Source organism: Bordetella genomosp. 8 (assembly GCF_002119685.1).
Lineage (GTDB): Bacteria > Pseudomonadota > Gammaproteobacteria > Burkholderiales > Burkholderiaceae_B > Bordetella_C.
Window position 1 is genome coordinate 2,618,078 of the sequence record NZ_CP021108.1, and the last position, 23,830, is coordinate 2,641,907.

Consider the following 23,830-nt stretch of genomic DNA (forward strand, 5'->3'; position numbering starts at 1 on the left):
AGCATGATCCGCCTGAGCACCTCGACGATTTACCAGAGTGGCCTGAACGGCATTCTGAAGAACGAGTCGGACGTCAACTACCTGCAACAGCAGCTCAGTTCCGGCCGTCGCGTCGTGACGCCTTCGGACGATCCTCTGGCGGCCGGGCAGGCCATCACGGCGTACCAGAACCTGAACATGGCGCAGGCGTACGGCAGCAACCGCGACGACGCCAACAACTCGCTGGGCAATGAGTCCAACACGCTGTCCACCGTGGTGTCCACGCTGACCGACGTGTTGACGCGGGTGGTGCAGGCCGGCAATGGCACACTGGCGGACCAGGACCGCAACACGCTGGCCACGGTGCTCGAGCACGCGCGCGACGCCTTGTTCGCCCTGGCCAACACCACGGACGGTAACGGCCAGTACCTGTTTTCGGGCACCGCCGGCAACGCCGCGGCCTATGTCAAGGATCCGACCACCGGCGCGGTCACCTACAACGGCAACAGCGGCCAGCGCGTGGTCCAGGTCGAACAGAGCCGGCAGATGAACATCTCCGACGTCGGATCGGACATCTTCAATCGCGCGACGCCAGGCAGCAACGCTTACGTCGCCTCGGCCGCCGCAGGCAACACGGGCACGGCGACCTTCCTGACGCCCAGCGTGGCGTCGGGCGGCGGCTCGGGCAACAACTTCAAGATCGACTTCGCGGCCGACCCGGTGACCGGCGACATGATGTACACGGTCACGACGACGGACGCCGCCACCGGCGCCACCACCACCAGCACGCCGGCCGCTTATACGCCGGGCGAGGCCATCGACACGGGCGGCGGCGTCACCATGGTGGTCAACGGCGCTCCGGCCGATGGCGACAGCCTGTCCATCAATACCGCCGGCACGCCGTCCTACGTCGCGGCGCCTGGCGCGACCAACGCGGGGACGGCGACGAGTTCGCAGTTGACCGTCGCACCCGGTGGCGCGTCCGGCAACAACTTCCAGATCGATTTCGCCAAGGATGCGGTGACCGGCGACGTCACCTACACGATCACCACCACGGACCCCACGACCGGCACCAGCACCACAACCGCGCCGACGGCGTTCACGCCGGGCGATGCCATCGATACCGGCGGCGGGGTCAGCGTCGTCATCGACGGCAATCCGGAAGACGGCGACAGCTTCACGGTCAATCCGACCAATAGCGCCAGCGTCGATATGTTCGCCACGCTGGGCGAGCTGATCACCGCGCTGAAGGCCCCGGCGCAGAACGATCCCGCGGCGCAGGCCAAGCTGGTGAACCTGCTGGCGACGGCCAACAAGACCTTGTCGATCAACCTGGACAACGTGTCGACCGTGCAGGCCTCCGTCGGCGCGCGCCAGAACGAGCTGGACGCGTTGGACACGACCGGCACGCAACGGACCCTGACGTTGAACAAGACGTTGACGGACCTGACGCAGATCAACTACTACGACGCGATCTCCAACATGAGCATGCGCCAGTTGTCGCTGCAGGCCTCGATGTCGGCATTCAATGCGGTCAAGGGCACCACGCTGTTCAGCATGAACAAGTAAGCGAGCGACTTTCCTTTTTTATGAGACAAATGTTTCCCGATCGGGAACGACGGTTCTGTGGATAGATAACGATATGTTCACCAATATGAAAATCCGCACGTCCATCATCGCGTTGCTGGCGTTATACCTGGCCGCGATGCTGGTATCGAATGCCGTCGCATGGCTGGGATTGCAGTCGAGCAACACCAAGCTGGACGCGGTCAACAATATCTATAGCGACCAGGTCGTCAACCTGTATGCGTCCTATGCCCAGGTGTTGCGTGCGCGGCAGGTACTGAACAATGCCTACGAAATGGTCCAGGCCAACCGCACCGACGAGGGTATGAACCAGATCTCGCGCGCGGCCGCCTTCAAGGCCGATGCCGACAAGCGCATGAACCTGTTCAGCCAGTCGCCCAAGCTGCCCGCGACGGTGGATATGTCGCAGGCCATCATGACGAACTACAAGACCTACGCCGGCCTGATCGAGGAACAGATCAACACGCTGCGCTCGAAGCAGATCGATGCCTATCTGGCGTCGTCCAAGGCCTCGTCGGCGGCCAACCAGACGCTGGACAAGTCGGTCCAGGGCATGCTGGACTACCTGGACAAGGCAACGGACGAAATGGTGACGCTCGGCCATGGCGATTTCTCGCTCGCGCGTACCGTTACCGTGGTCATGGTCATCTTCGCGCTCCTTCTGACCGTCGCCTGCTGGCTGGTCCTGAGCCGCCTGGTGTTGCGTCCGCTGCGTGAAGCCGGCCAGCACTTCGACAGGATCGCCGCCGGGGACCTCAGCCAGCATGTGGAGGTGCGCAGCACCAATGAAATCGGCCTGCTGTACAGCGCCGTCAGGCGCATGCAGGAAAGCCTGACGCGTACCGTGTCGTCGGTGCGCCGTGGCGTGGATGAGATCAACGTGGGTTCGCGCGAGATTTCCGCGGGCAATACCGACCTGTCCAGCCGCACCGAGCAGCAGGCGGCGTCGCTGGAAGAGACCGCGGCGTCGATGGAAGAGCTGGCCTCGACGGTCAAGCAGAATGCCGAGAACGCACGCCAGGCCAACCAGCTTGCAGCCAGCGCGTCGGACGTCGCCGAACGCGGCGGTTCGGCGGTGGCGGAGGTGGTGAACACGATGCAGGAGATCTCGGGCAGCTCGCGCAAGATCTCGGAAATCGTCAGCGTGATCGACGGCATTGCGTTCCAGACCAACATCCTGGCGCTGAACGCGGCGGTGGAAGCGGCGCGCGCGGGCGAGCAGGGCAAAGGCTTCGCGGTGGTGGCGGGCGAAGTGCGCTCGCTGGCGCAGCGCAGCGCGCAGGCGGCCAAGGAAATCAAGTCGCTGATCGAGGACTCGGTGACCAAGGTGGGCGCGGGTTCGCAGCAGGTGGAGCGTGCCGGCGCGACCATGCAGGAGATCGTGGCCTCGGTGAAGCGGGTGACCGACATCATGGGCGAGATCTCGGCGGCGTCGGAAGAGCAATCCAGCGGCATCGACCAGGTCAATCGCGCGGTGTCGCAGATGGACGAAGTGACGCAGCAGAACGCGGCGCTGGTGGAAGAAGCGGCCGCCGCGGCCGGTTCGCTGCAGGAACAGGCCCAGCGCCTGGCCGAGGCGGTGGCGGTGTTCAAGCTCAACCAGGGCCAGGTGATCGACGTGCCGGCGCGGGCGATCGCGTCGCCCGCCGCGCCGCGCGTGGCCGCGCCCGCTCCGGCGCCGGCTGCCGAGCCCGCCGCACAAGCGCCGCGCCTGAATCACGCGACCCCGGCGGCCCCGGCGACGCCCGCGGCGCCGGCTTCCGCCCCGCCCCGCGCAACCCGGACCGCGCCTCCGCGGGCAGCCGCCGCGCCGCGCAGCCGTACCCCGGCCGCCAATGACAACGCCGCGCCTCGCACGGCTGCTGCCGCCAAACCCCGCGCCGTTGCCGCCGGTGGTGCAGCCGCCGCCCTGAGCGACGACGATTGGGAATCCTTCTAGGACTGCCATGATCCGCACTATGCATCTCATCGTGAAATGGCGCGCTGGCCTGCTTGCCTGCCTGGCGAGCTCGGCCCTGCTGGCCGGTTGCGCGACGGGACAGTATTTTTCCAGTGACGCGGTGGCTGGCCTGCAACCGGGCAAGACCACGCTGTCCGACGCGGTCTACGCATTGCAGGGTATGCCGCAACAGGTCTTGCCGCAGTCGGATGGGTCGACCATCGCACTGTGGTCCTACAAAACCACCGTGGTGACGGACGCCATCTATTTCCGCCGTGAAGCGATGCTGCAGTTCGCGCCCGACGGCCGCCTGGTCCGGGTGCTGGACACCACCAACGTTCCGCTACAGGGGACGACGCGGCAAAGGCTGCTGGGAGCCACGTCTTTGCCGCAGGATCCCGCGCTGGCGTCAGCCGAGCCGGGGCAGGCGCCCGCCACGCAGGGCGACATGACCACGACCGGGGCGACGACCAGCGGTACGACGGCGATACCCGTGCCCGCGCGATAGCGCGCGGCATCCGAGCACCGGAAAACCGGCCTTGAAAAAGGACGGTCGTCCCGGCGAATTTTTCGAATCTGATTGCGAGTTTGGAGGGCCTCATGGAAACCACCGTAGAACCGAGCCGTAAGGCCAAGGCCGGCAAGCGCAAGGCGGCCCGTCCGCCCAAGGTCAAGCGCAAGTTCTCCGTCCGCGATACGCGCGTCGGCACGCTGCTGATGATCGTCCTGGCGATTTTCGCCCTGCTGATCGTGGCGGTGGGCGGCATGGCCGCCTACTTCCTGAACCAGAACTATCGCGCGGTGCTGGAGCTGGGCACGCTGACCGACCGCGCCACCCAGGTGCAGGTCATCAACGCCAACATGCTGCGCGCTCGTGTCGCATTGCTGGTGTCCGCCCGCGAACTGCAGGAAGCCGGCGCACCCAACGTGTCGCCCGAAACGGCGGCCGCCGCCAAGAAGGACGCCGCCGATTCGCTGAAGTCGGCCAACGACCTGTTGACGGAGGTGCGCAACAGCTTCGGCGAATTCCAGAAGAACATGCTGGAAGACGACACCGGCCGCCAGCTGTCCATGAACCTGGTGCGCCGCTATCGGTCCTATATCGACGATGGCGTGGACACCATGGTGGAAGCCCTGCGCAGCCAGGACTACAGCACCTTCTACATGGTCAATACGGAATACGGGACGCCGCGTAGCGCCGCCTTCGTCGATGCCATCGAGGAATTCTCGAAGTACATCAAGGCCGCCCAGACCGATACGGCGGACCAGGCCGGGCAGAACCTCAAACTGGCGCTGATCGCCGTGGCCGCCGCCGTGGGCCTGGCCATCATCCTGATGATCGTGGCGCGCATCGTGTTCGGCCGTATGGTCGTGCGTCCGCTGGTCGAGGCCGGCCAGCACTTCGACAAGATCGCCAACGGCGACCTGACGCAACGCGTGGACATCCGTTCGCACAACGAAATCGGCATGCTGTACGGCGCGCTCAAGCGCATGCAGGAAAGCCTGACGCGTACCGTGTCGTCGGTGCGCCGTGGCGTGGACGAGATAAACGTGGGTTCGCGCGAGATTTCCGCGGGCAATACCGACCTGTCCAGCCGCACCGAGCAGCAGGCGGCGTCGCTGGAAGAGACCGCGGCGTCGATGGAAGAGCTGGCCTCGACGGTCAAGCAGAATGCCGAGAACGCACGCCAGGCCAACCAGCTTGCAGCCAGCGCGTCGGACGTCGCCGAACGCGGCGGTTCGGCGGTGGCGGAGGTGGTGAACACGATGCAGGAGATCTCGGGCAGCTCGCGCAAGATCTCGGAAATCGTCAGCGTGATCGACGGCATTGCGTTCCAGACCAACATCCTGGCGCTGAACGCGGCGGTGGAAGCGGCGCGCGCGGGCGAGCAGGGCAAAGGCTTCGCGGTGGTGGCGGGCGAAGTGCGCTCGCTGGCGCAGCGCAGCGCGCAGGCGGCCAAGGAAATCAAGTCGCTGATCGAGGACTCGGTGACCAAGGTGGGCGCGGGTTCGCAGCAGGTGGAGCGTGCCGGCGCGACCATGCAGGAGATCGTGGCCTCGGTGAAGCGGGTGACCGACATCATGGGCGAGATCTCGGCGGCGTCGGAAGAGCAATCCAGCGGCATCGACCAGGTCAATCGCGCGGTGTCGCAGATGGACGAAGTGACGCAGCAGAACGCGGCGCTGGTGGAAGAAGCGGCCGCTGCGGCCGGTTCGCTGCAGGAACAGGCCCAGCGCCTGGCCGAGGCGGTGTCGGTGTTCAGGATCAACGAAGGCCAGGTCATCGACGTGCCGGCGCATCAGCTGGCCGGTGGCGCGGGCTATGCTCCGCTGGCAGCCGGCTGACGCGCAATACCGCAGCAAGTCCGGAGAAGGCGGCCCGCAAGGCCGCCTTTTTTGCTTTCTGCCCGTGGTCTTTTGCTTTCGCCCCTGACTTTTTGCGTTCCGCACTCGACCGGTGCGATCAGCGTTGGAGATGCGTGGAACAACGGCTTATCGGCGGACCGCGATCGTCGAATCTATTCGTCCCCGCCGTTTCTAACCCTGCTCTCCATTCTTTCGAAAGGCTCGATGGGATGTCGGCGTAGCGGTGCGGTGGGTTCGGTAGCGCATGCAACGGCATGCCCCGGGCCCACATCCACGTGTCTTCGTCCTTCCCCGGTCCAACGGCCCGATCCGCTTCTTTTCCTGCTTCCTTTCCCTTCCGCGCTTTCCGCTCCCTTCAATGCCTCCGTGCCGTCGTTCCACGCGGCCTGCCGGAATGGCTGATCCTGCTCTATACGGCCGGCGCCTACCTGGCGCTGGACGGCTTCTTCGCGATCCAGCGATTCCACACCATCGGCCTGAACGTGCAGGGACATTTCGGCCTGGCGGAATACCTGCGGCAGGGCGTTTTCATACTCGAATACCTCGTCGCCATCCTGGCGCTGTACGCCGCCACGCAGGTCAGGCCGGCTGGCGGGGTGCCCTTGCTCCTGTTGTTGTGGCTGCTGGTGACGGTCGACCTGTCTGCGCACGCGATCTACGGCCGGCCCGCCGGCATCGGCAACATCAGCGCATTGAACGCGTCAGCCGGGATGCTGGATGCCGCCTTGCAGGAATACGGCCACCTGATCGGCGTGGCGGGGGGCAAGGGCGCGGTATTGTTCGTGCCCTTGTTGATGAAGAGCCTGGTCCCGCGTCGCTCGCGTGCCCCGTTCGCGCTGCTGGCCATCATGATCCTCGCGTTGGCCGGCATGTACGGCTACATCCTGGCGCAGCGCGGACCTCCGGCCCTGATCGGCTTTCCCAAGGGATTTTCCTATGGCTTCGGCTCCCTGGCCATCCAGGCCAACGATCTTCTGGACCATCCCCGCTATCGACCGGCACGGGTCATGGCGGCCGACGATATCCACGATTTCCGCAACGTCATCGTGATTGTCGACGAGTCCGTGGAGCGCGCGCATTTCGAACGTGAATTCCAGGGCAAGGGTGCGGCCTACGTCGATTTCGGCCTTGCCTACAGCGGCGGCAACTGCTCCGCCGCGTCGAACTACATCCTCAGGAAAGCATGGTGGCCGCGCGCCAACAGCAAGCACGTGGACATCGTCCGCACCGACAGCCTGTTCGCGCTGGCCCGGCAACGCGGCTACACCACCACGTATATCGACAACCAGGGCGTGCTGGACGATCCCTCGACGCGCAACTACATCACCCGCGACGAACTCGCGGACATCGATCACGTCATCGGAAACAAGGGCCCCCTGTACGAGCGTGACGCACGGGCCGCGAAGCAGATCCTGGCGCGCGCGGCCACAGGCAGGAACTTCATCTTCATCAACAAGAACGGCGCGCATTTCCCGTACGCGGACTACATACCGCCGGCGTCGGTGTCGGGTGACAAGGTCGCCGACTACCTCGCGGCGATTCGCCACAACTCGATCGACTTCCTGGCGACGCTGGAGCACGGGCTGCCCGCCGATACCATCGTCTTCTACACGTCGGACCACGGCCAGAACCTGACGACCCGCGCCACGCATTGCAATACCGGCGACGAGGCGACCGCCGAAGAATACCGCGTCCCTTTCCTGGTCCTGGCGACGGATCCGGCCATCCAGGCCCGCCTGCGGCAGGCGGCCGAGATCCAGCACGACAGATTGACCCACCTGGAATTTTCCGAATCGGTGCGCGAGGCACTCGGCTACCGCGTCGACGGCGTGAAATCGCTGTACGCCACAGCGCCCATCGATACGCCGTTCTGCGGTCTGTACGGTTCGCCCAAGGTCTTCTTCGGAGTCCGGCCGGCCTGCAAGGCGCTGCCGGTGGCCGAAGACGCTATCCGGCCATCAGTGTCGCCAGCCGCTCCATCGCATTGACGCCTTCCTGGAACAGCGCGCCCAGGGACGCCGTGCTTTTTGGCAGGGCGACGGCCAGCAGGATGACACCCGCGGACAGGGTGATGGGAAAGCCGACCGCGAACACCGACAGCTGCGGTGCGGCGCGGTTCAATATCCCGAGCGCCAGCTGGATTGCCAGCAGGGATGCCAACAGCGGCAGTGCCAGCAACAGTCCGGAAGAAAAAATCTTGGTGCCAAGGTGCGCGACCATCAGCCAGCCATCGGAATGCAGGGATGCCGTGCCGATCGGCACCAGGGTGAAGGTCTTGATCAGCATGCCCAGCATCAACAGATGCACGTTCAGGCTCAGGAATGTCAGCATGGCCAGGATGTTGAACAGCCGGGCCAATACTTCCGTGTTGGCCTGGGTGGTCGGGTCGAAGATCGTCGCCAGCGACAGGCCCATCTGCAGGCCGACGAAATCGCCGGCCGTCTGTACCGCCGCGAAACAGATGCGCATGCAGAAGCCCATGGCGATGCCGATGAAGACCTGCTGCGCGAGTATCCACAATCCGGCCAGCGAGCCCGGCGATACCGCCGGCATGGGCGGCAGCGACGGCGCGATCGCCACCGCGAGCACCGCGGCCAGGCCGATCTTGGTGGTGCGCGGCGCGCTGCTTTCGCCGAACAGGGGGGCGATGCCGATCAGCGCCAGCAGGCGCGTGAACGGCCACAGGAAGGTACTGATCCACCCGTACCATTGATCCAGCGTGAAGGTGATCATGGCGCCATGCCGCGAGCTTGGGTCACGACACCAGGTTGGGGATCTGTTCCATGATCTGGCGAATGTAGTCGGTCATCATGCCGATCAGCCAGGGTCCCAGCAGCACCAGCGTGGCCGCGACCGCCACCAGCTTTGGGATGAACGAAAGCGTCATTTCGTTGATCTGCGTCGCCGCCTGGAAGACGCTGATCAACAGGCCCACCGCCAGCGTGACCAGCAGCAGCGGCCCGGCCACGACCATGATCATGCGCATGGCCTGGTACGTCATCGTCATTACGGTTTCGGCGTCCATGGCGGGCCTCCGGTCACTGGTAGAAACTGCGGGCCAGCGAGCCCAGCAGCATGTGCCAGCCGTCGGCCAGCACGAACAGCATCAGCTTGAAGGGCAGCGACACCGATATGGGGGGCACCATCATCATGCCCAGGCCCATCAGCACGCTGGCCACCACCATGTCGATGATCAGGAAGGGAATGAAGATGGTGAAGCCGATCTGGAAGGCCGTCTTCAATTCGCTGGTGATGAAAGCCGGCACCAGCACCTTCATCGGCACGGCCGAAGGATCCTCCATCGGCGCCTGGTTCGTCAGGTTGGCGAACAGCGACAGGTCGGTCTCGCGCGTCTGGTGCATCATGAACGTGCGCAGCGGCTGCGCGCCGCGCTCGATCGCCGTTTCGAAGGAAATCGCGCCGTTGGACAGCGGTTCGTAGGCGTCCTTGTAGATCTGGTCGAACACCGGCGACATGGTGTACGCCGTCAGGAACAGCGCCAGGCCCACCAGCACCAGATTGGGCGGCGTGGTCTGCGTGCCCAGCGCGTTGCGCATCAGGCTGAGCACGATGATGATGCGCGTGAAGCCGGTCATCATCAGCAGCGCGGCCGGGATGAACGTCAGCGACGTCAGCATCAGCAGCGTCTGCACGCTCAGCGAATAGGTTTCGCTGCCGTTCGGACCGGGCGTCGCGGTCAGCGCCGGCAGGGTCGCTTGCGCCGACGCCACCAGGGGCGCGCACGCCAGCGCCAGCAGCGCAAGGCCGCACAGCACGCGGCGCAGGGGACCGGCTACGCCGTGTCGAGCGCGTAAGAATCGATTCATGGGACCATCCAGCCGTATCCGCCGCGTCAGCCGCGGCGCAGGGCCTGGGTAAGTTTGCTGGCGAAGGAGGCATCCGCGCCGCCGCGCCGGCGGGCGAGCAGGGATGTCACCAGGGCGCCGGGCTGCTGCGCCGGCAAGGCGGTGTCACCCGCGGGCAGCGTGTGCAACAAATTCATCTGGCCGACCGTCACGCCGACCAGCAGCCAGGCATCGGCGACTTCCACCAGCACGATGCGCTGGCGGGGACCCAGCGTCAGGCTGTCGACAACGCGCATCGTGCCGCCCGCCGCGCGCCCGGCCAGGCCGGCGCGGCGCGCCAGCCAGCCGCAGGCCAGGATCGCCGCGATGACGACGATCAGGCCGACGATGACGCGGAAGGTTGCGGCGTCGCCCATGTCGTGCTCAGCGCCGGCCGTTCAGGCGGTTGATGCGCTCTGCCGGCGTGATGATGTCGGTCAGGCGGATGCCGTACTTGTCGTCGACGACCACGACTTCGCCCTGGGCGATCAGGTAGCCGTTGACGAAGATATCCATCGGCTCGCCGGCCAGGCCGTCCAGCTCCACCACCGATCCTTGTCCCAGTTGCAGCAGGTTCTTGATGGTCAGCCGCGTACGGCCCAGTTCGACCGTCAACTGGACGGGCACGTCCATGATCAGGTCGATGTCGGCGCTCGACTTCTCGGCGGAGCCGGTCAAGGGCTTGAAGACCGACGCGCCGGCCGGTTTGGCCGCGGGGGCGGCGGGAGCGGGCGCGGCGGCCGTCGAGCCCGCGCTGGCGGCGGTCTGTTCGGCCAGGGCATCGGCCCAATCGTCGGCGGGCTTCAGGCCGTCGGCCTGCGTCGGCGGTGCGGCGCGCGACTGTTCCGCCAGGGCGTCGGCCCAGTCGTCGCTGGCCGCGGCGGGTTTGTTTTGATCGGGCCGCTCGGCGTTCTGGTCAGTCATGGTCGGGGGCCTCGTTCTCGGGGTCCAGAGGTGTAAGCAGTTTGTGTACGCGCAGCGCGTACTGGTTGTTGAACACGCCGTAGCCGCAATCGATGACGGGCACGGCGTCGATGTGGGCGGTCACGATTTCCGGCACGTCGACCGGCAATACGTCGCCCACTTTCAACTTCATCAGTTCGCGGATCGACGAGGGAATGCGGGCGAATTCGGCGATCAGCTCGACGTCGGCGCTGCGGATCTGGCGCGACAGCTGGCGCGCCCAGCGCTGGTCCACGGCTTCCAGCGCGGTTTCCTGCAAGGGACGGGTCAGTATGTCCCGCACCGGTTCGATCATCGAATAGGGCAGGCAGATGTTCAGGTCGCCGCCGGTGGCGCCGAACTCGATATGGAAGGGCGTGACCACCACGACCTCGTTCGAGCCCGTGATGCTGGCGAACTTGGTGTGCATCTCGGAGCGCACGTATTCGAACTCGACCGGATACACGGCTTCCCAGGCCTTGCCGTAGCTTTCCAGCGTCAAATTCAGCAGGCGCCGGATGATGCGCTGTTCGGTGGTCGTGAAGTCGCGGCCTTCGACCCGGGTGTGGTAACGGCCGTCGCCGCCAAACAGGCTGTCGATGACCAGGAAGACCAGGTTGGGGTCGTAGCTGAACAGGGCGGTGCCGCGCAGCGGCTTCATCTGCACCATGTTCAGGTTGCTGGGCACGGGCAGGTTGCGTTCGAAATCCGAGTACTTCAGGATGCGGATCGAGCCGACGGTGATGTCGGCGTTGCGGCGCATGAAGTTCAGCAGCACATTGCGCATGTGCCGCGCGAAACGTTCATTGATCAGCTCCAGCGTCTGCATGCGACGCCGCACGACGCGCTCCGGAGAGCTCAGGTCATAGGCGCGTACGCCATCCTGTTCGTCGGGGCTGGCTTCCTTGCCGTCGCTTTCGCCGGTGACGCCCGCCAGCAGGGCGTCTACTTCGTCCTGCGATAGGAACGCCTCGTAAGCCATGCTTATTGCACCACGAATTCGGTGAACAGCACGTCGGTGACGTACTGCCCGTCAGGCAGGGGAGTGAAGGGCTTGTTGATCGCCTTCAGCAGGGCGCTGGCCAGGTCGACCTTGCCTTGCGGCGTCTGCACGCTTTCCGGCGTCTGGGCGGACAGCAGCATCAGGACGCGGCTGCGTACTTCCGGCATGTATTTTTCGATGCGCTGGCGCGACTGCTCGTCGGCCACCCGCAAGGTCATGGCGAGGTGCACGATGCGCTCGCGGTCGGCGCTCTGCAAGGTGACCGTGAAGGGCGTGATGGGTATGAAAATGGGCGCGGGCACCGCCTGGGGCGTCTGCGGCGGCGCGACGAAGGTCGTCGGCGAGGCGCCCACGGCGGGCTGCTGCGCCTGCCCCACGTTGATCTGCACGGCGGAATTGGCCGCGTTGCGCTGCGAGCGTGTCGTGATCATCCAGGTCGTCGCGACGCTGGCGCCGGCGACGATCAGCAGGACCAGCAGGCCGATGATCGGGCGGAGGAAGCGCGACGAGCCGCTGTTACGCATCGGCAGGGTGCTGCGCGGCGGCATGGTGGGGGTTTTTGATGTCGCCATCTCGGATGGTGGTTGGTTTACCGGGAAAACGGATATCTATTGTTCGCTTGCATTTTGCCTCACTTGGGCAGGCAGGACGCAAGGGAAAAACAGGGCGAAAACTGGGTATCTCCGCCTATTGCGTGACGGGTTTCGATGGTGCCTCGGGAGGCGGTCCGTGCGGTCCGGTGAAGCGCGCTCATGCGAAGGTGTCGACCCGTCCGGCTTCCACGCCGCGTGCGGTCGGCACGGCGATCTGCACGGTATCGCCCGACGTGTCCGCCTGCGCCTGCGCGGCGGCGCCACCGCCATGTCCTGAGCGGTCGCCGCCCTGGTTCATGCCGCCGAAGCCGGCTTGCGCGCCTTGATCGCTGACGTTGGCCTGCCCCAGCGAGATGCCGGCCTGCGCCAGGCTTTGCTGCAACTGCGGCAGGGCGGACTCGACGGCCTGGCGCACGGCGGCGTGGGCCGATACGAACGACGCTTCCGCCACTCCGTTGTTCAGCTTGATCGTGACGCTGAGCGGGCCCAGGTCGGGCGGGTCCAGGCGCAATTGCGCGGTATGCGCGTCGTTGCCGGCGCGATGGGTCATGAGGACCAGCTGACTGCCCAGCTCGGTGCCCCATTGGGGCTGGCCGACCGGGGTGTGGATGGCGGGAGGGGCGGCGTTCGCGCTGGCGCTGGGTGCTGGCGCCTGCCAGGCGGATGCCAGGGCTTGCGCCATGTCGCCTGGCGCGGCGTGGGCACCGGCGCGCGGCGTGGTGGCACCGGCCTGCGTATCCCTGTCGCCATCGGCGCGCGTCGCGTTGGCCGCGGCGCGCAAGGCGTCGTCCTGCGGCCGCGCGCCGGCGTCCAGGCCTGCGTCCGTCGCGGCGCCGGCCTCGGCCTGCTGGCCGTCGCGCGGGGGAGCGGCCATATCGATGGCTTGCGCGTTGGCGGTATCGCGTCCGGCGGCGTGCGCCGCCCCGCCGGGATGGACGCCGGGGGCGGCGGCCGTCCGCGCATCCGTGGCGCCGCCCTGTGCGGGCGCCCCGGGCAGGGTCGCGGCGAGGACTTGCGCCGGCGCGGGCGTGGCGGTTTGTCCGTCCGCTGGCGTCGCGGCAGTAGCGGCGGCGCCCGCGTCCGCGGCCGCCAATTCGATCGTACCGGTCAGCGCGGTGGCCGCGGCGCCCGTGGCGGTGGCGCCGGCCGGTGCGCCGGCCTGGCCATCGGTGGAACCCTGCTTGCCTTGATCCGGGCCGTTGCCCTGCAATTGCAGCGACAGGGTGGCGATTGCCAGCGCCTGCTGCGCCAGCGTCGGCGCGGCGTCGGCGCCGGCCGTCGCGGCGAGCTTGTCCTCGTCATGCTGGCCATCGTCCACCTTGGCGTCCTCGCCGGCGGGCACGCTGTTCTGCGGCGTCGCGCTGGCGGCGTCGGTTGGCGTGCGCACGGTGCCGTCGGCGGGCGCGGCCGCATCCTGGCTGGCGCGCTGGCGCGCCATGATGTCGGAAAAGCGCGAGGCGTCCTTGCCGTCGCGCGGGCCGCGGCCATCCGGGGCCGAGGCGGCGGGCCTGGTCGCGCCGGGCGTTGCGGCGCCGGGGGCCGACGGTCCGGAAGGGGGAGCGGAGGGCGTGGCCAAGGCAAGCATGGCAAGCGGGGAAGTCATGGTCGGCGTCCTCTTCAATGCAGTCCCCCGCCGCGCCGGACCAGGCGCGCGGAGTACTCGTCATTCAGGCGTTGTTCGCGGCGCGCGTCCTCGCGCGCCTGCACTTGCTGCTGGCGCTGCGCCAGCGCGTCGAAGGAATTCAACTTGCGGCGTTCTTCGCGCCAGTGTTCCTTGCCTTGTTCCAGATGCGTCGCGGCCTGCTCGAGCACCGCTCGCTGCTGGTCGATGGCATCGTCCAATGTCGCGATGAAACGTTGGTAATTGTGGCAATCGGCGGCTGACATGCCGGTCATCATGGCGTTCTGCAGGCGTTGCAGGTAGTCGGCGCGATAGTCGTGCAGCATGCTCAGTTGCTGCTCCGCCTTGTTGCGCGCGACATGCAGTCCGCCCAGCTGCTTGGCCGCTGCGTCCGTGTGGTCCTGGGCCAAGGAGATCAGCATATCCAGGGGGAGTTGGCTAGGCATGCGATTCACCTGTCTGTAACGTGGCCTGCAGTTGCGCGATGGCCGTGCCGTAGTCCACTTTCTCGCCGACGTTCTGTTGCAGGAAGGCTTCCAGCCGCGGATAGCGCGCGATGGCGTCGTCCAGCGCCAGGTCGTGGCCGGGCGCGTAGGCGCCCACGGCGATCAGGTCGCGGTTGCGCTGGTAGCGCGACACCACCTGCTTGAAGCGCCTGACCACCGCGAACTGGTCGGTGCTGATCAGCGACGTCATGGCGCGCGATATCGAAGCCTCGATGTCGATGGCCGGGTAGTGGCCGGCCTCGGCCAGGTGGCGCGACAGCACCACGTGGCCGTCGAGGATGGCGCGGGCGGAATCGGCGATGGGATCCTGCTGGTCGTCGCCTTCCGCCAGCACCGTGTAGAACCCGGTGATCGAGCCAGCCTTGCCGTTCGGCCCGGGCGCGCCCATGCCGGCGCGTTCGACCAGGGCGGGCAGGCGCGCGAATACCGATGGCGGATAGCCCTTGGTGGCCGGAGGTTCGCCGATGGCCAGCGCGATCTCGCGCTGCGCCATGGCGTAGCGGGTCAGCGAGTCCATGATCAGCAGCACGTCCAGCCCCTGATCGCGGAAGTGTTCCGCGATACGCGTGGCGTAGGCGGCGCCCTGCAAGCGCAGCAGCGGCGACACGTCGGCGGGCGCGGCCACCACCACCGAGCGCGCCAACCCATCGGGACCCAGGTTGTGCTCGATGAATTCCTTGACCTCGCGGCCGCGTTCGCCGATGAGCCCGACCACGATGACGTCGGCCTTGGTGTAGCGCGCCATCATTCCCAGCAGCACGCTCTTGCCCACGCCCGAACCGGCGAACAGGCCCATGCGCTGGCCGCGGCCCACGGTCAGCAGGCCGTTGATGGCGCGCACGCCGACGTCCAGCACCGTATCGATGGGCGCGCGCGACAGGGGGTTGATGGGCAGGGCGGACAAGGGCGCCGAGTCGGCGCCCACCAGCGGGCCGAGATCGTCCAGCGGCCGTCCGCCGCCATCCAGCACGCGTCCCAGCAGGGCATTGCCCACCGGCAGGTGGCGGCCCAGCGCGGGCTTGGCATTGCCGTTCAGGATGGCCTTGCGGGGGAGGGGGATCTGCCGCTGCAGGGGCGGCTCGCCCGGAACCACGCGCGCGCCGGGCGGCAGGCCGGAGATATCCGATTGCGGCATCAGGTAGAGCGTATGGCCGTCGAAGCCGACCACCTCGGCGTCGGCCCAATGGTCGTGGCCGGGCGCGATCTCGATGCGGCATACCGCGCCGACCGGCAGGCGCAGGCCGGTGGCCTGCAGCACCAGGCCGGTGGCGCGGGTCACGCGGCCGGTCGCCAGCCACGGGTCGGTGGAGTTGGCCCGTATGGACCCGATCTGCAACTGCGTGACCCAGCGGTCCACCACCGGAACGGCGGGCACGCCGGCGATGGCGGGGGCGTCGCTCATTCCTCGCTCTCCAGCGGCATGTCGCGGCCCAGCGAAGCCGCGACGCGGCGCCAGCGCGTTTCCAGTGTGGCGTCGATCTCGCCCAGCGAGGTCTCGGCACGGCAGCCGCCACGCGTGATCGATTCGTCGACCAGCACGCGCCAGGGGCCGGTCTTGAGTTCTTCCGCCAGGTGCAGGCGGACCAGTTCGAGGTCGAGCGGATGCAGCCACAGGCGCAACGGCGCGCCCGCCGTGGGATTCATGTGCAGCACTTCACGGACGGCGGCCAGCAAGGCATCGGTCTGGTTCGCGACCGTGATGCGCACGACCTGGCGCGCGATGTCCAGCGCCAGGGTCATCAGGGCCTGTCCGGTTTTTTCCTCGAGCTGCCCCAGGGACGTCGCCGTGGCGTCGGCGATCGCGCGCAGGCGCTCGGCTTCCTCCGCGCCTTGCTTGCGGGCATCGGCCAGGCCTTCGGCATGGCCCGCCTTGCGACCTTCCTGCAGGCCTTCTTCGTAACCGCGTGCGCGGCCTTCGGCCACACCCAGGTCGTAGCCTTCGGCGCGGCCTTCCTTCAGCCCACGGGCATGGCCGGCGCGGCGGGCTTCTTCCTGTATCTGGCGTGGATCGGGGCCCGGGTCCGGCAATACCTCCGGCGCGTGGGCGGCCGCGTCCTGTTCCTCGAACGACGCCAGGCGCCAGCGCTGCCACGGCGCGTTGGCGGGCGGCGATGGAACGACGCGGCGTTCAGACATACGCGTCGTCTCCCTGGGCACCCAACACGATCTGGCCGCTCTCGGCCAGGCGGCGCGCGACCAGCAGGATCTTCTTCTGCTCGGCCTCGACCTTGGACATGCGGATGGGCCCCTGCGCTTCCAGGTCCTCGCGCAGCATTTCCGCCGCGCGGCTGGACATATTGCGCAGGAACTTGTCGCGCAGGTCCTCGACCGCGCCCTTGAGCGCCACCATGAGGGTGTCGTTGTCGACTTCCTTGAGTATGAGCTGGATGCCGCGGTCCTCGACCTCGAGCAGGTTTTCGAACACGAACATTTCGTCGACGATCTTCTGCGCCAGGTCGGCGTCGCGCTCCCGCAGGCTGGCCACGACGGTTTCCTCGTCGGAGGAATTCATCATGTTCAGGATCTCGGCGGCGGTGCGCACGCCGCCCATCTTGCTGCGCTTGGCGCCCTGGCCGGCCAGCACGGCATTCAAGGTTTCCGTCAGCTCGGACAGCGCCGCGGGCTGCACGCCGCCGAAGGTGGCGATGCGCAGCATCACGTCGTTGCGCAGGCGTTCGGTCAGGCGGGTCAGCACGGCGGCCGCCCGGTCGCGTTCCAGGTGGACCAGGATGGTGGCGATGATCTGCGGATGCTCGTCGCCGATCAGTTCGGCCACGATGTGCGGATCCAGCCAGTTCAGGGCATCGATGCCGCTGCCGCTGTCGCCCGCTTCCAGGATGTCCTCGATCAGGCCGGCGGCGCGATCGCTGCCCAGCGCCTTGGTGAGTACGCTGCGGATGTAGTCGTCCGAACCCAGCGTCACCGCGATGAACTGGTCGGACTCCTGGCGGAATTCCTCCAGCACCTCGGCCACGTCTTCGCGCGTCACCTGCTTGAGTTGCGCCATCGCGGCGCCCACCTGCTGGACTTCGCGCGCGCTCAGGAAGCGGAACACTTCCGCCGCGGCGTCCTCTCCCAGCGACATCAGCAGCACCGCCGCCCGCGTCATGCCATCGATGGGTTTATCACTTGGCATCTTTGCTCATCCAGGTACGCAGCACCATGGCCACCGCGCGCGGGTCCTTGCTGGCCATATCGCGGGCGCGCTTCATGTTGTCCTCGAAACGATCCATTTCCTTGGCACGCGCCTGCTCCTGGGCGTCGCGCAGCGCATCCTGGCGTTCGATCTCGGCGATTTCCGGATCGATCGGCGGATTCATATACCGCTCGTAGATCGGGCGGACCAGCGAGCGCCACACCCACACCGCCAGGATCGCCAGTACCAGCCAGCCCAGCGCGGTCTTGGCCATCGAGATGTTCGACGGATCCTTCCACCACGGCGTCGTCGGTTCGGCGTCGTTGAACTGGCTGTTCACCACGTTCAGGGAGTCGCCACGCGCTTCGGAATAGCCCATGGCTTCCTTCACCAGCGTGGTGAGCTTGTTCAACTGTTCTTCGGGCAGCGCCTTGGGCTCGCCGTCCTTGTCGGGCATGTAGTTGATCACCACCGCCACCGACAGGCGCTTCACCGCGCCGACCGGCTGCTTGATGTGGCTGATCGTGCGATCGACTTCGTAGTTGGTGGTGTTCTCGCGGCGCGAGGTCGACGGACCTTGCTGCGCGGCCGCCCCGGTGGTGGACGTGGTCTGCTGCTGTTGTCCCGCCTGCTGGGCACCCGGCTGGCCGGGACGCTGCTGCGTGGCCGGCGGGTTGGCGATGGGCGCCTGCGCATTGGCCGGCGGCTCGTTGCTCAGCGCGCCGGGCACGCCTTGCGCGGGGTTGACGCCGTTCTGCTGGGAGTCGTTGGTCTGCTGGCTGCGCACCGCGCCCTGGCCCGGTTCCTGATTGGGCCGGTACACTTCCGACGTTTCCTCGCGGCGCGCGAAGTCCATGTCGACGCTGGCCTGGGCGTGCACATTGCCGGGGCCGACCAGGGGATTCAGGATCGCCAGGATACGCTCGACAGTGCGCTGCTCGGTCTCGCGCACGTAGCGCGTCTGGTCGGCGTCCATGCCGCGGCCTTCGCCGCTGGGCGAGGACAACAGGCGGCCGTTCTGGTCGACGATGGAAACGTTGCTGATGTTCAGGTCGGGAACGCTGGACGCCACCAGCCAGGAAATGGCCGACACCTGCGAATCGCCGATGCTGCGGCCGGGGTAGAGCGTCAGTACGACGGATGCCGTCGGCGGACGGCGGTCGCGCACGAACAAGGTCTGGCGCGGCAGCGCCAGATGCACCCGTGCGTGCTGCACGGCGTTCATCGACTCGATCGAACGCGCCAGCTCGCCTTCCAGGCCGCGCTGGTAATTGATCTGTTCGGTGAACTGGCTGGCGCCGAAGCGGGTGTTGTCCAGCAGCTCGAAGCCGACCGAGCCGCCGCGGGGCAGGCCCTGGCCGGCCAACTGCAGGCGGGCGTCGTAGACCTTTTCGGACGGCACCAGGATGGCCGTCCCGGTCTCGTTGAAGCGATAGGGCACGTTCATCTGGTTCAGGGCGGCGACGATGGCGCCTCCGTCCCGGTCGTCCAGATTGGAGAACAGCACCTTATAGTTAGGATCGCGCCCCCACATCACCGCCGCGACGATCAATGCGATGACCGCCGCCGCCGCGCCCAGCAACAGCGGTTTCGGAACGTTCCGCAGCTTCTCCAGCACGGGAAACCGGGAGATCAGGGAAGAGGTCAGTGTGGCCTGCTGGTTCATCGGCTGCCCCCGCTCGCCAAACGGCGCGAGTTCCGGGGATGTATGTCGGGGGTGGGCAAGTTACACATGCAACGTGCTTCGGGTATCGGAGCGTGGATTATGGCTGTGCGGTTCGACATCCCAAGGGGAGAAAAACCTGGGTTTTTGGCGTCATTTGCCATTTATGTCTTGTGCGGTACAAGCCTTCGGCGCCAAGCAGGGGAAATATCGGGTTTTTTGACTTCATTTGTGCCGTATGCTGTCGTCCCTGGGGCGGTAGTCTCTAGCCACCGACAAATAAGGATAGATTTGCCATGGCAATAGCCGGACTGGCCGGAATTGAGAACATGCTGGAGCGGATGCGCCAGGTCGTGCGGGTCGCCGAAGGCGGCGCCCTGGACGGCACGAACGGGATGCAGGCGGCCTCGAATGGCGCCTCGGCGATCGGCGGCGGTTTCGCGGCGGAGCTTCAGCGCTCGCTGCAACGGGTGTCCGGCGCCCAGAACGCGGCTGTCACGCAGGCCAAGGCATTCGAACTCGGGGCACCCAACGTTTCCTTGAACGACGTCATCGTCGATATGCAAAAGGCCAACGTAGGTTTCCAGACGGCGGTGCAGGTGCGTAACCGCCTGGTTTCGGCCTACAAGGAAATCTCGTCCCTGACGGTGTGAGACTTGCCTGTTTTGTGCAAGAATCCTGCCCGTGCGGCACGCTTCGGACTATTTCCGTTATCGCCGTTGACGGTGTGCGATGCTTGACACTCTTACATTGCTTGTCGTAGCCGTAATCCAGTTCGAAATCATCGGCGTCGTGCTGCTGACAACTTGGTTCATTTCCCGGCGCGCCCGCGGCGCGCTCGGAGGTGGCGGCGCCATGGCGCTGGTCGCGGCGATGTGCCTGTTGCCGATCTGGTATCTGTGGGATACCGGCATCGCGCACATCGTTGGATTCCACTGGATACTGCTCGCGCTTATCGTGGTGGTGCCCTCGGGCCTGCTGCTATTCCTGGCTTTGCATCTGGTACGTTCGGAAGCCATCCTGCGTGCGGTGCGCATTACCCGCAGCGGCCAGAGCGTGCTGGGGCTGTCGCAGGTCGCCGATTCCGAAGCGTTGGAAGAAGACCTGCGCCAGGCCATGCAGGAAGTCGGGCAGCTCTACGTCCACTATCAGCCCATCTACAGCGCGGGCACGCGCACGCTGGTGGGCTTCGAGGCATTGTTGCGCTGGAACCACCCGCATCGCGGGCTGGTCGCGCCCATGCAGTTCATTCCGCTGGCGGAACAGACCGAGCTGATCGTCCCCCTGGGCGCCTGGGTGCTGGAAACGGCCTGCGCCGAAGCCGCCACCTGGCCGGAGCCCTGGTATCTGTCGGTCAACCTGTCGCCGGTGCAGCTGGAAAAGATCCAGCTGGTGCGCGACGTGCGGGCCGTCCTGGACCGCACCGGGCTGAAGGCGGAACGCCTGGAGCTGGAAATCACGGAAGGCGTGCTGGTCGCGGCGGAAGGCGGGGAAATCTCCCGCCTGGCCGAACTGCGCCGTGCCGGCGTGCGCATCGCCATCGACGATTTCGGTACGGGCTACTCCAGCCTGGGATATCTGCGGCAGCTGCCGTTCGACACGATCAAGATCGACCGGTCTTTCGTGCGCAATCTGGAAACCGATTCCAGCGCGCAGGCCATCGTCGGCACCATCGTCGAACTGTCGCGCCGTTTGAACCGCGAGATTGTTGCGGAAGGCGTGGAAACGGAAGGCCAGTACGCCATCCTGAACGCGCTGCAATGCCATCGGGTGCAGGGCTGGCTCCTGGGCAAACCGATGCCGCCCGAGGAAATCGCCGCGCATTACTTCCCGTCGGCGACGGAAGAAGGCGAAGCGCGCGAAGTGCCCTGGATCGACCAGGCCGGCACCGCCTGAGCCAGGCACTGCCCGGGCCGGCCGCACCTAACCGGCCGCACCTGGCCGGCCGCACCTGGCCGGCCGCACCTGGCCGGCCTGGCCTTTCTCTCAGTTCGTGGTGGCGCGTGCCTTTTCCAGGCGCCAGACGACCTGCTGCAGCCATGCCTCCTGGCGCCCGCTCAGCGCGGCGAATTCCGCGCCGATGTGCGTCAGCGGATCCTGCAGCGTCAGGCTGGGCCGGAGGGTGACCATTTCCGCCGCTCCCGCCTGCGCATCGTCCGTCGCCTGCGGCAAGGGTTGCCCGGACAGCGGGATCACCGTGCGCACCTGCAGATCGGTGGTCATGTTGCCGAAGTCCCCGAAGTCCAGGTAGACGTCCTGCATGATGGCGCCTTCGGCCGGCATCTCGCTGGCCGGCCGCTCGACGCGCAGGCCGATGCCTTCCACCGAAATATCCCGGATGGTGAACAGTACCGGCTTGGAGGCCAGGTCCGGACGCCACTGTCCGGCGCAGCGCACCGCCGTGCCGATGATCGACGCGCGAAACAGCTTGCGCCGCTGGATGCGGGACACGCGTTCCGGCAACGGCGACACGAAGGCGGCGCTGCCGTCGTCGAAGCGCACCAGGTCGGGCCTGGGCACGCGGAAATGGATCTGCACGCCGCCGTAGCCGTTGCCATGGAATTGCAGCACCGTACCCACACGCAGGCCACGGCTGTCGTTGGTGGCGAAGTCGGACCCCGCGAAATCGCGTGGCCGCCAGAAGAAATGGTCGGTCTGCTTGTCGATGCCCAGGACCAGGATCGCGGTTTCGCGATCGGCGGCATCGCGCACCAGCGTCGTGCAATCCTGGTGCGTCAGTTCAAAGATGGCGGAGCGTATTTCCTCCGGCCGCGTCAGCAGAAAGTCCGATTCGGGCTCTTTCAACGGCATGGCGAATTCCAGCGTGGATATCAATCGTTTCGGTCAGGGGGCAGGCCGGGTAGCGCCTTGTCGGGGCGCGCTTCCAGCCGATAAAGCCATGCCAATAGTTCGGCGACCGCCAGGTACAGCTGCGGCGGTATGTGCGCGTCCAGGTCGACCTGCATCAGCAGTCCGACCAGTTCGGGCGACTGGTGCACGTACATCCCGTTTTCGCGCGCGGTACGGATGATGGTGTCGGCCAGCGTGCCATAGCCCTTGGCCACGACACGCGGCGCGGCTTCGCCGTCCTGGTAGGACAGGGCGACCGCGGCGGCGCGGCCCGGCTCGTCGTGGCCGGCGGGGGGCGGCAGCGTCATGAGCGCTCCCGTGGCTTGGGGTGGCCGGCAACGCTCATGGCGCCGGCTCCGGAGCCGGCGCATGGGCGCTGATGGACAACTGCGTCAATTGCAGTCCGGCGCCTTCCATGCGCTTGCGCAGGTCGGCGCCGCCCGCCGCAATCTCGCGCTCGCCTTCGGGCGCCACGATCTGCAGGGATAGCTGCTGGCCGGACAGCGAGATACTCGCTTCCACCGTACCCAGGCGCGGCATGGTCAGCACCAGGCGGGTGGCCCAGCCGGCCGGTTGGTCCAAGTCACCCATGTAGGCCGACCCGTCCTGCTGCTCGCGGCGGATTTCCCACCACATGCCGGTGCCGGGCCATGCGGTGCCTTCCCATGCCAGGGTCTGGTTGGCCAGCACTTCCAGTTGCTGCCGCACCAGTAGCGTGGCGTCCGGATGGATGCCCGGCGGCGCCGCCGGCGCATGGGCGGGCGTGGAGCCCGACCAGGTCGGCGCGGAACCGGACGTCGGCGTGCCGTCGGCCTGCGGCATCGTCGGCGCGGCGCTGGTCGGCAGGTTGAACCGGGGGTTGTCGGCCAGGATCGATTGCTTGGGGACAGGCGTCTGTATCGTTTCGGCCTGGCTGGCATCCAGGCCGGCCTGGGGTTCGGTGCGCAACTGGTCGAGCCCGCGCTTGCCGTAGGCGACGTCGCTCAGATGCGATTCGTAGAACAGGCCGCTGGTCTCGATCGCCTGTTTCAGCGCCTGGGCCAGGGGACCCGCCTGCGGCGCCCCGGGATGCAGGGCGGTGGCCCGCGCCGCGTCCGCACCCTGGGCGCCCGTGGCGGCAGTGCCGGCGCCCGGGCGGGGGCCATTGGCGAGCTGCGTCACGTCGTCCGCGGCATTCTGCGCGGCCGATGCCGCCGCGGCCTTGCCGGCGCCGCCGGCGGCCTGGTCCCGGGCCGATCCCGTGGATGCCTGCGCGCCCTGGTTCTGGCCGTCCATGTCCTGTTGGGCGCCGTCGCCGCGTTCCTGCACCGGCCGCGGTTCGCCGGCCACCGCGCCCATGCCCCCGGGTCGCGCGCCCATGCCTTGCGCGGCGCCGTCGTGGCCGGTGTCGGTGGAACCGTCGCCCGACCAGAGCGGCGCCTTGCCGGCCAGGGCAGGGGCGGTCTCGGGATACTGGGCGAGCAGGGTCAGGATGACGCGGGCGGTCTGCCCCAGCGTCGTGGGCGCGGAAGGGGTGGTGCCGGTGCTGACGAAACGGCTGCGCAACGCGGCGGCCAGCTCGGCCTGTTCCGCGGCCTCGCGCAGGGCGGCGCGCTCGCGTCCCGTCAGGTTGCCCAGCTGGTCGTTGCCGCGTCCCTGCGGATCCGGCCTGACGCCGTCGGCGCCGCCGGGTGGAATGACTGCATCGCGCAGCGCGGTATTCGTGCTGCCTTGCTGTGCGAGCTGCGTTCCCAGCACAGCGTCCAGGCGCTGCACCAGCAGCGAACTGAGCGCTGTCGGGCCGATGCTCATGGGTGGGC

At 67.1% G+C, this 23,830-nt stretch carries 23 protein-coding genes; 7 read left to right on the forward strand and 16 right to left on the reverse strand.

The genetic code is table 11. From position 1 onward, the window contains the following. Positions 1-3 precede the first annotated feature (3 nt). The 5 genes from flgL to CAL12_RS11960 all read left to right on the forward strand — a co-directional run bounded on the left by flgL (position 4) and on the right by CAL12_RS11960 (position 7,860). Positions 4-1,548, forward strand: a complete 1,545-nt coding sequence (flgL, locus tag CAL12_RS11940; RefSeq protein ID WP_086064635.1) for a flagellar hook-associated protein FlgL — start codon at positions 4-6, stop codon at positions 1,546-1,548. A gap of 73 nt (positions 1,549-1,621) precedes the next feature. Next, entirely contained in the window at positions 1,622-3,505 is a 1,884-nt protein-coding gene (locus CAL12_RS11945; RefSeq protein WP_086064636.1) for a methyl-accepting chemotaxis protein, read from the forward strand. 7 nt (positions 3,506-3,512) lie between these two features. After that, positions 3,513-4,013, forward strand: a complete 501-nt coding sequence (locus CAL12_RS11950) for a hypothetical protein (RefSeq protein WP_157792965.1) — start codon at positions 3,513-3,515, stop codon at positions 4,011-4,013. A gap of 92 nt (positions 4,014-4,105) precedes the next feature. Continuing rightward, entirely contained in the window at positions 4,106-5,851 is a 1,746-nt protein-coding gene (locus CAL12_RS11955) for a methyl-accepting chemotaxis protein (protein WP_086064638.1), read from the forward strand. A 275-nt stretch (positions 5,852-6,126) separates the two neighbouring features. After that, on the forward strand, positions 6,127-7,860 hold the full coding sequence (locus CAL12_RS11960; RefSeq protein ID WP_086064639.1) for a sulfatase-like hydrolase/transferase: 1,734 nt from the start codon (positions 6,127-6,129) through the stop codon (positions 7,858-7,860). Here the strand turns inward: CAL12_RS11960 and fliR are convergent. The 13 genes from fliR to fliF form a co-directional block, all read right to left on the reverse strand. Next, positions 7,820-8,605, reverse strand: coding sequence for a flagellar biosynthetic protein FliR (gene fliR / locus CAL12_RS11965; RefSeq protein ID WP_086064640.1), 786 nt, complete (start codon positions 8,603-8,605; stop codon positions 7,820-7,822). The two genes, CAL12_RS11960 and fliR, sit on opposite strands and share 41 nt — an antisense overlap. A 22-nt stretch (positions 8,606-8,627) precedes the next feature. Further along, entirely contained in the window at positions 8,628-8,897 is a 270-nt protein-coding gene (gene fliQ, locus CAL12_RS11970) for a flagellar biosynthesis protein FliQ (protein ID WP_086064641.1), read from the reverse strand. 13 nt (positions 8,898-8,910) lie between these two features. Beyond that, positions 8,911-9,699 (reverse strand): flagellar type III secretion system pore protein FliP, encoded by a 789-nt coding sequence (gene fliP / locus CAL12_RS11975; RefSeq protein WP_086064642.1) that lies wholly within the window; start codon positions 9,697-9,699, stop codon positions 8,911-8,913. Positions 9,700-9,725: 26 nt separating this feature from the next. Further along, positions 9,726-10,094 (reverse strand): flagellar biosynthetic protein FliO, encoded by a 369-nt coding sequence (fliO, locus tag CAL12_RS11980; RefSeq protein WP_086064643.1) that lies wholly within the window; start codon positions 10,092-10,094, stop codon positions 9,726-9,728. Positions 10,095-10,101: 7 nt separating this feature from the next. Further along, entirely contained in the window at positions 10,102-10,641 is a 540-nt protein-coding gene (fliN, locus tag CAL12_RS11985; RefSeq protein ID WP_086064644.1) for a flagellar motor switch protein FliN, read from the reverse strand. Continuing rightward, positions 10,634-11,641 carry a flagellar motor switch protein FliM gene (gene fliM, locus CAL12_RS11990; protein WP_086064645.1) on the reverse strand — a complete coding sequence of 336 codons (1,008 nt, stop codon included), beginning with the start codon at positions 11,639-11,641 and terminating at the stop codon, positions 10,634-10,636. The genes fliN and fliM overlap by 8 nt, the downstream gene beginning before the upstream one ends. Before the next feature lie 2 nt (positions 11,642-11,643). After that, positions 11,644-12,234: a flagellar basal body-associated FliL family protein gene (locus CAL12_RS11995; RefSeq protein WP_086064646.1), complete on the reverse strand. Its 591-nt coding sequence runs from the start codon at positions 12,232-12,234 to the stop codon at positions 11,644-11,646. 178 nt (positions 12,235-12,412) lie between these two features. Further along, positions 12,413-13,858, reverse strand: a complete 1,446-nt coding sequence (locus tag CAL12_RS12000; RefSeq protein ID WP_086064647.1) for a flagellar hook-length control protein FliK — start codon at positions 13,856-13,858, stop codon at positions 12,413-12,415. Between the two features lie 14 nt (positions 13,859-13,872). After that, on the reverse strand, positions 13,873-14,322 hold the full coding sequence (gene fliJ, locus CAL12_RS12005; RefSeq protein ID WP_086064648.1) for a flagellar export protein FliJ: 450 nt from the start codon (positions 14,320-14,322) through the stop codon (positions 13,873-13,875). Next, complete coding sequence (fliI, locus tag CAL12_RS12010; protein ID WP_086064649.1) at positions 14,315-15,784, reverse strand: flagellar protein export ATPase FliI; 1,470 nt, start codon at positions 15,782-15,784, stop codon at positions 14,315-14,317. Before fliI ends, fliJ begins: the two co-directional genes overlap by 8 nt. Beyond that, positions 15,781-16,518: a flagellar assembly protein FliH gene (gene fliH, locus CAL12_RS12015; protein ID WP_086064650.1), complete on the reverse strand. Its 738-nt coding sequence runs from the start codon at positions 16,516-16,518 to the stop codon at positions 15,781-15,783. Before fliH ends, fliI begins: the two co-directional genes overlap by 4 nt. Next, on the reverse strand, positions 16,511-17,518 hold the full coding sequence (gene fliG, locus CAL12_RS12020) for a flagellar motor switch protein FliG (RefSeq protein WP_086064651.1): 1,008 nt from the start codon (positions 17,516-17,518) through the stop codon (positions 16,511-16,513). Before fliG ends, fliH begins: the two co-directional genes overlap by 8 nt. Then, positions 17,508-19,184, reverse strand: a complete 1,677-nt coding sequence (gene fliF, locus CAL12_RS12025) for a flagellar basal-body MS-ring/collar protein FliF (RefSeq protein ID WP_086064652.1) — start codon at positions 19,182-19,184, stop codon at positions 17,508-17,510. Before fliF ends, fliG begins: the two co-directional genes overlap by 11 nt. 293 nt (positions 19,185-19,477) lie before the next feature. Here fliF and fliE point away from each other — a divergent pair, with 293 nt between their 5' ends. Continuing rightward, positions 19,478-19,834, forward strand: a complete 357-nt coding sequence (gene fliE / locus CAL12_RS12030) for a flagellar hook-basal body complex protein FliE (RefSeq protein WP_086064653.1) — start codon at positions 19,478-19,480, stop codon at positions 19,832-19,834. Positions 19,835-19,913: 79 nt separating this feature from the next. Then, the gene (locus CAL12_RS12035) at positions 19,914-21,077 is read left to right on the forward strand and encodes a putative bifunctional diguanylate cyclase/phosphodiesterase (protein ID WP_086064654.1); all 1,164 of its coding nucleotides are present in this window, start codon (positions 19,914-19,916) and stop codon (positions 21,075-21,077) included. A 90-nt stretch (positions 21,078-21,167) separates the two neighbouring features. Here CAL12_RS12035 and CAL12_RS12040 read toward each other — a convergent pair whose 3' ends face one another. The 3 genes from CAL12_RS12040 to fliK are packed head-to-tail and all read right to left on the reverse strand — an operon-like array spanning position 21,168 to position 23,822. Further along, entirely contained in the window at positions 21,168-21,992 is an 825-nt protein-coding gene (locus CAL12_RS12040; RefSeq protein ID WP_086067834.1) for a flagellar brake protein, read from the reverse strand. Between the two features lie 20 nt (positions 21,993-22,012). Further along, positions 22,013-22,339, reverse strand: a complete 327-nt coding sequence (locus CAL12_RS12045; RefSeq protein ID WP_086064655.1) for an EscU/YscU/HrcU family type III secretion system export apparatus switch protein — start codon at positions 22,337-22,339, stop codon at positions 22,013-22,015. A 34-nt stretch (positions 22,340-22,373) separates the two neighbouring features. Further along, positions 22,374-23,822, reverse strand: coding sequence for a flagellar hook-length control protein FliK (gene fliK / locus CAL12_RS12050; RefSeq protein WP_086064656.1), 1,449 nt, complete (start codon positions 23,820-23,822; stop codon positions 22,374-22,376). Between the last annotated feature and the right edge of the window lie 8 nt (positions 23,823-23,830).

Coding starts and splice junctions, on each gene's coding strand:
- fliG (WP_086064651.1), bottom strand. CDS start 17,518: ATGCCAAGTGATAAACCCATCGATGGCATGACGCGGGCGGCGGTGCTG.
- CAL12_RS12040 (WP_086067834.1), bottom strand. CDS start 21,992: ATGCCGTTGAAAGAGCCCGAATCGGACTTTCTGCTGACGCGGCCGGAG.
- fliK (WP_086064656.1), bottom strand. CDS start 23,822: ATGAGCATCGGCCCGACAGCGCTCAGTTCGCTGCTGGTGCAGCGCCTG.
- fliM (WP_086064645.1), bottom strand. CDS start 11,641: ATGGCTTACGAGGCGTTCCTATCGCAGGACGAAGTAGACGCCCTGCTG.
- fliQ (WP_086064641.1), bottom strand. CDS start 8,897: ATGGACGCCGAAACCGTAATGACGATGACGTACCAGGCCATGCGCATG.
- CAL12_RS12045 (WP_086064655.1), bottom strand. CDS start 22,339: ATGACGCTGCCGCCCCCCGCCGGCCACGACGAGCCGGGCCGCGCCGCC.
- fliH (WP_086064650.1), bottom strand. CDS start 16,518: ATGTCTGAACGCCGCGTCGTTCCATCGCCGCCCGCCAACGCGCCGTGG.
- CAL12_RS11955 (WP_086064638.1), top strand. CDS start 4,106: ATGGAAACCACCGTAGAACCGAGCCGTAAGGCCAAGGCCGGCAAGCGC.
- fliN (WP_086064644.1), bottom strand. CDS start 10,641: ATGACTGACCAGAACGCCGAGCGGCCCGATCAAAACAAACCCGCCGCG.
- fliE (WP_086064653.1), top strand. CDS start 19,478: ATGGCAATAGCCGGACTGGCCGGAATTGAGAACATGCTGGAGCGGATG.
- CAL12_RS11960 (WP_086064639.1), top strand. CDS start 6,127: ATGCCCCGGGCCCACATCCACGTGTCTTCGTCCTTCCCCGGTCCAACG.
- flgL (WP_086064635.1), top strand. CDS start 4: ATGATCCGCCTGAGCACCTCGACGATTTACCAGAGTGGCCTGAACGGC.
- fliP (WP_086064642.1), bottom strand. CDS start 9,699: ATGAATCGATTCTTACGCGCTCGACACGGCGTAGCCGGTCCCCTGCGC.
- CAL12_RS11945 (WP_086064636.1), top strand. CDS start 1,622: ATGTTCACCAATATGAAAATCCGCACGTCCATCATCGCGTTGCTGGCG.
- fliR (WP_086064640.1), bottom strand. CDS start 8,605: ATGATCACCTTCACGCTGGATCAATGGTACGGGTGGATCAGTACCTTC.
- CAL12_RS12035 (WP_086064654.1), top strand. CDS start 19,914: ATGCTTGACACTCTTACATTGCTTGTCGTAGCCGTAATCCAGTTCGAA.
- CAL12_RS11950 (WP_157792965.1), top strand. CDS start 3,513: ATGATCCGCACTATGCATCTCATCGTGAAATGGCGCGCTGGCCTGCTT.
- fliF (WP_086064652.1), bottom strand. CDS start 19,184: ATGAACCAGCAGGCCACACTGACCTCTTCCCTGATCTCCCGGTTTCCC.
- fliJ (WP_086064648.1), bottom strand. CDS start 14,322: ATGCCTAGCCAACTCCCCCTGGATATGCTGATCTCCTTGGCCCAGGAC.
- fliO (WP_086064643.1), bottom strand. CDS start 10,094: ATGGGCGACGCCGCAACCTTCCGCGTCATCGTCGGCCTGATCGTCGTC.
- CAL12_RS12000 (WP_086064647.1), bottom strand. CDS start 13,858: ATGACTTCCCCGCTTGCCATGCTTGCCTTGGCCACGCCCTCCGCTCCC.
- CAL12_RS11995 (WP_086064646.1), bottom strand. CDS start 12,234: ATGGCGACATCAAAAACCCCCACCATGCCGCCGCGCAGCACCCTGCCG.
- fliI (WP_086064649.1), bottom strand. CDS start 15,784: ATGAGCGACGCCCCCGCCATCGCCGGCGTGCCCGCCGTTCCGGTGGTG.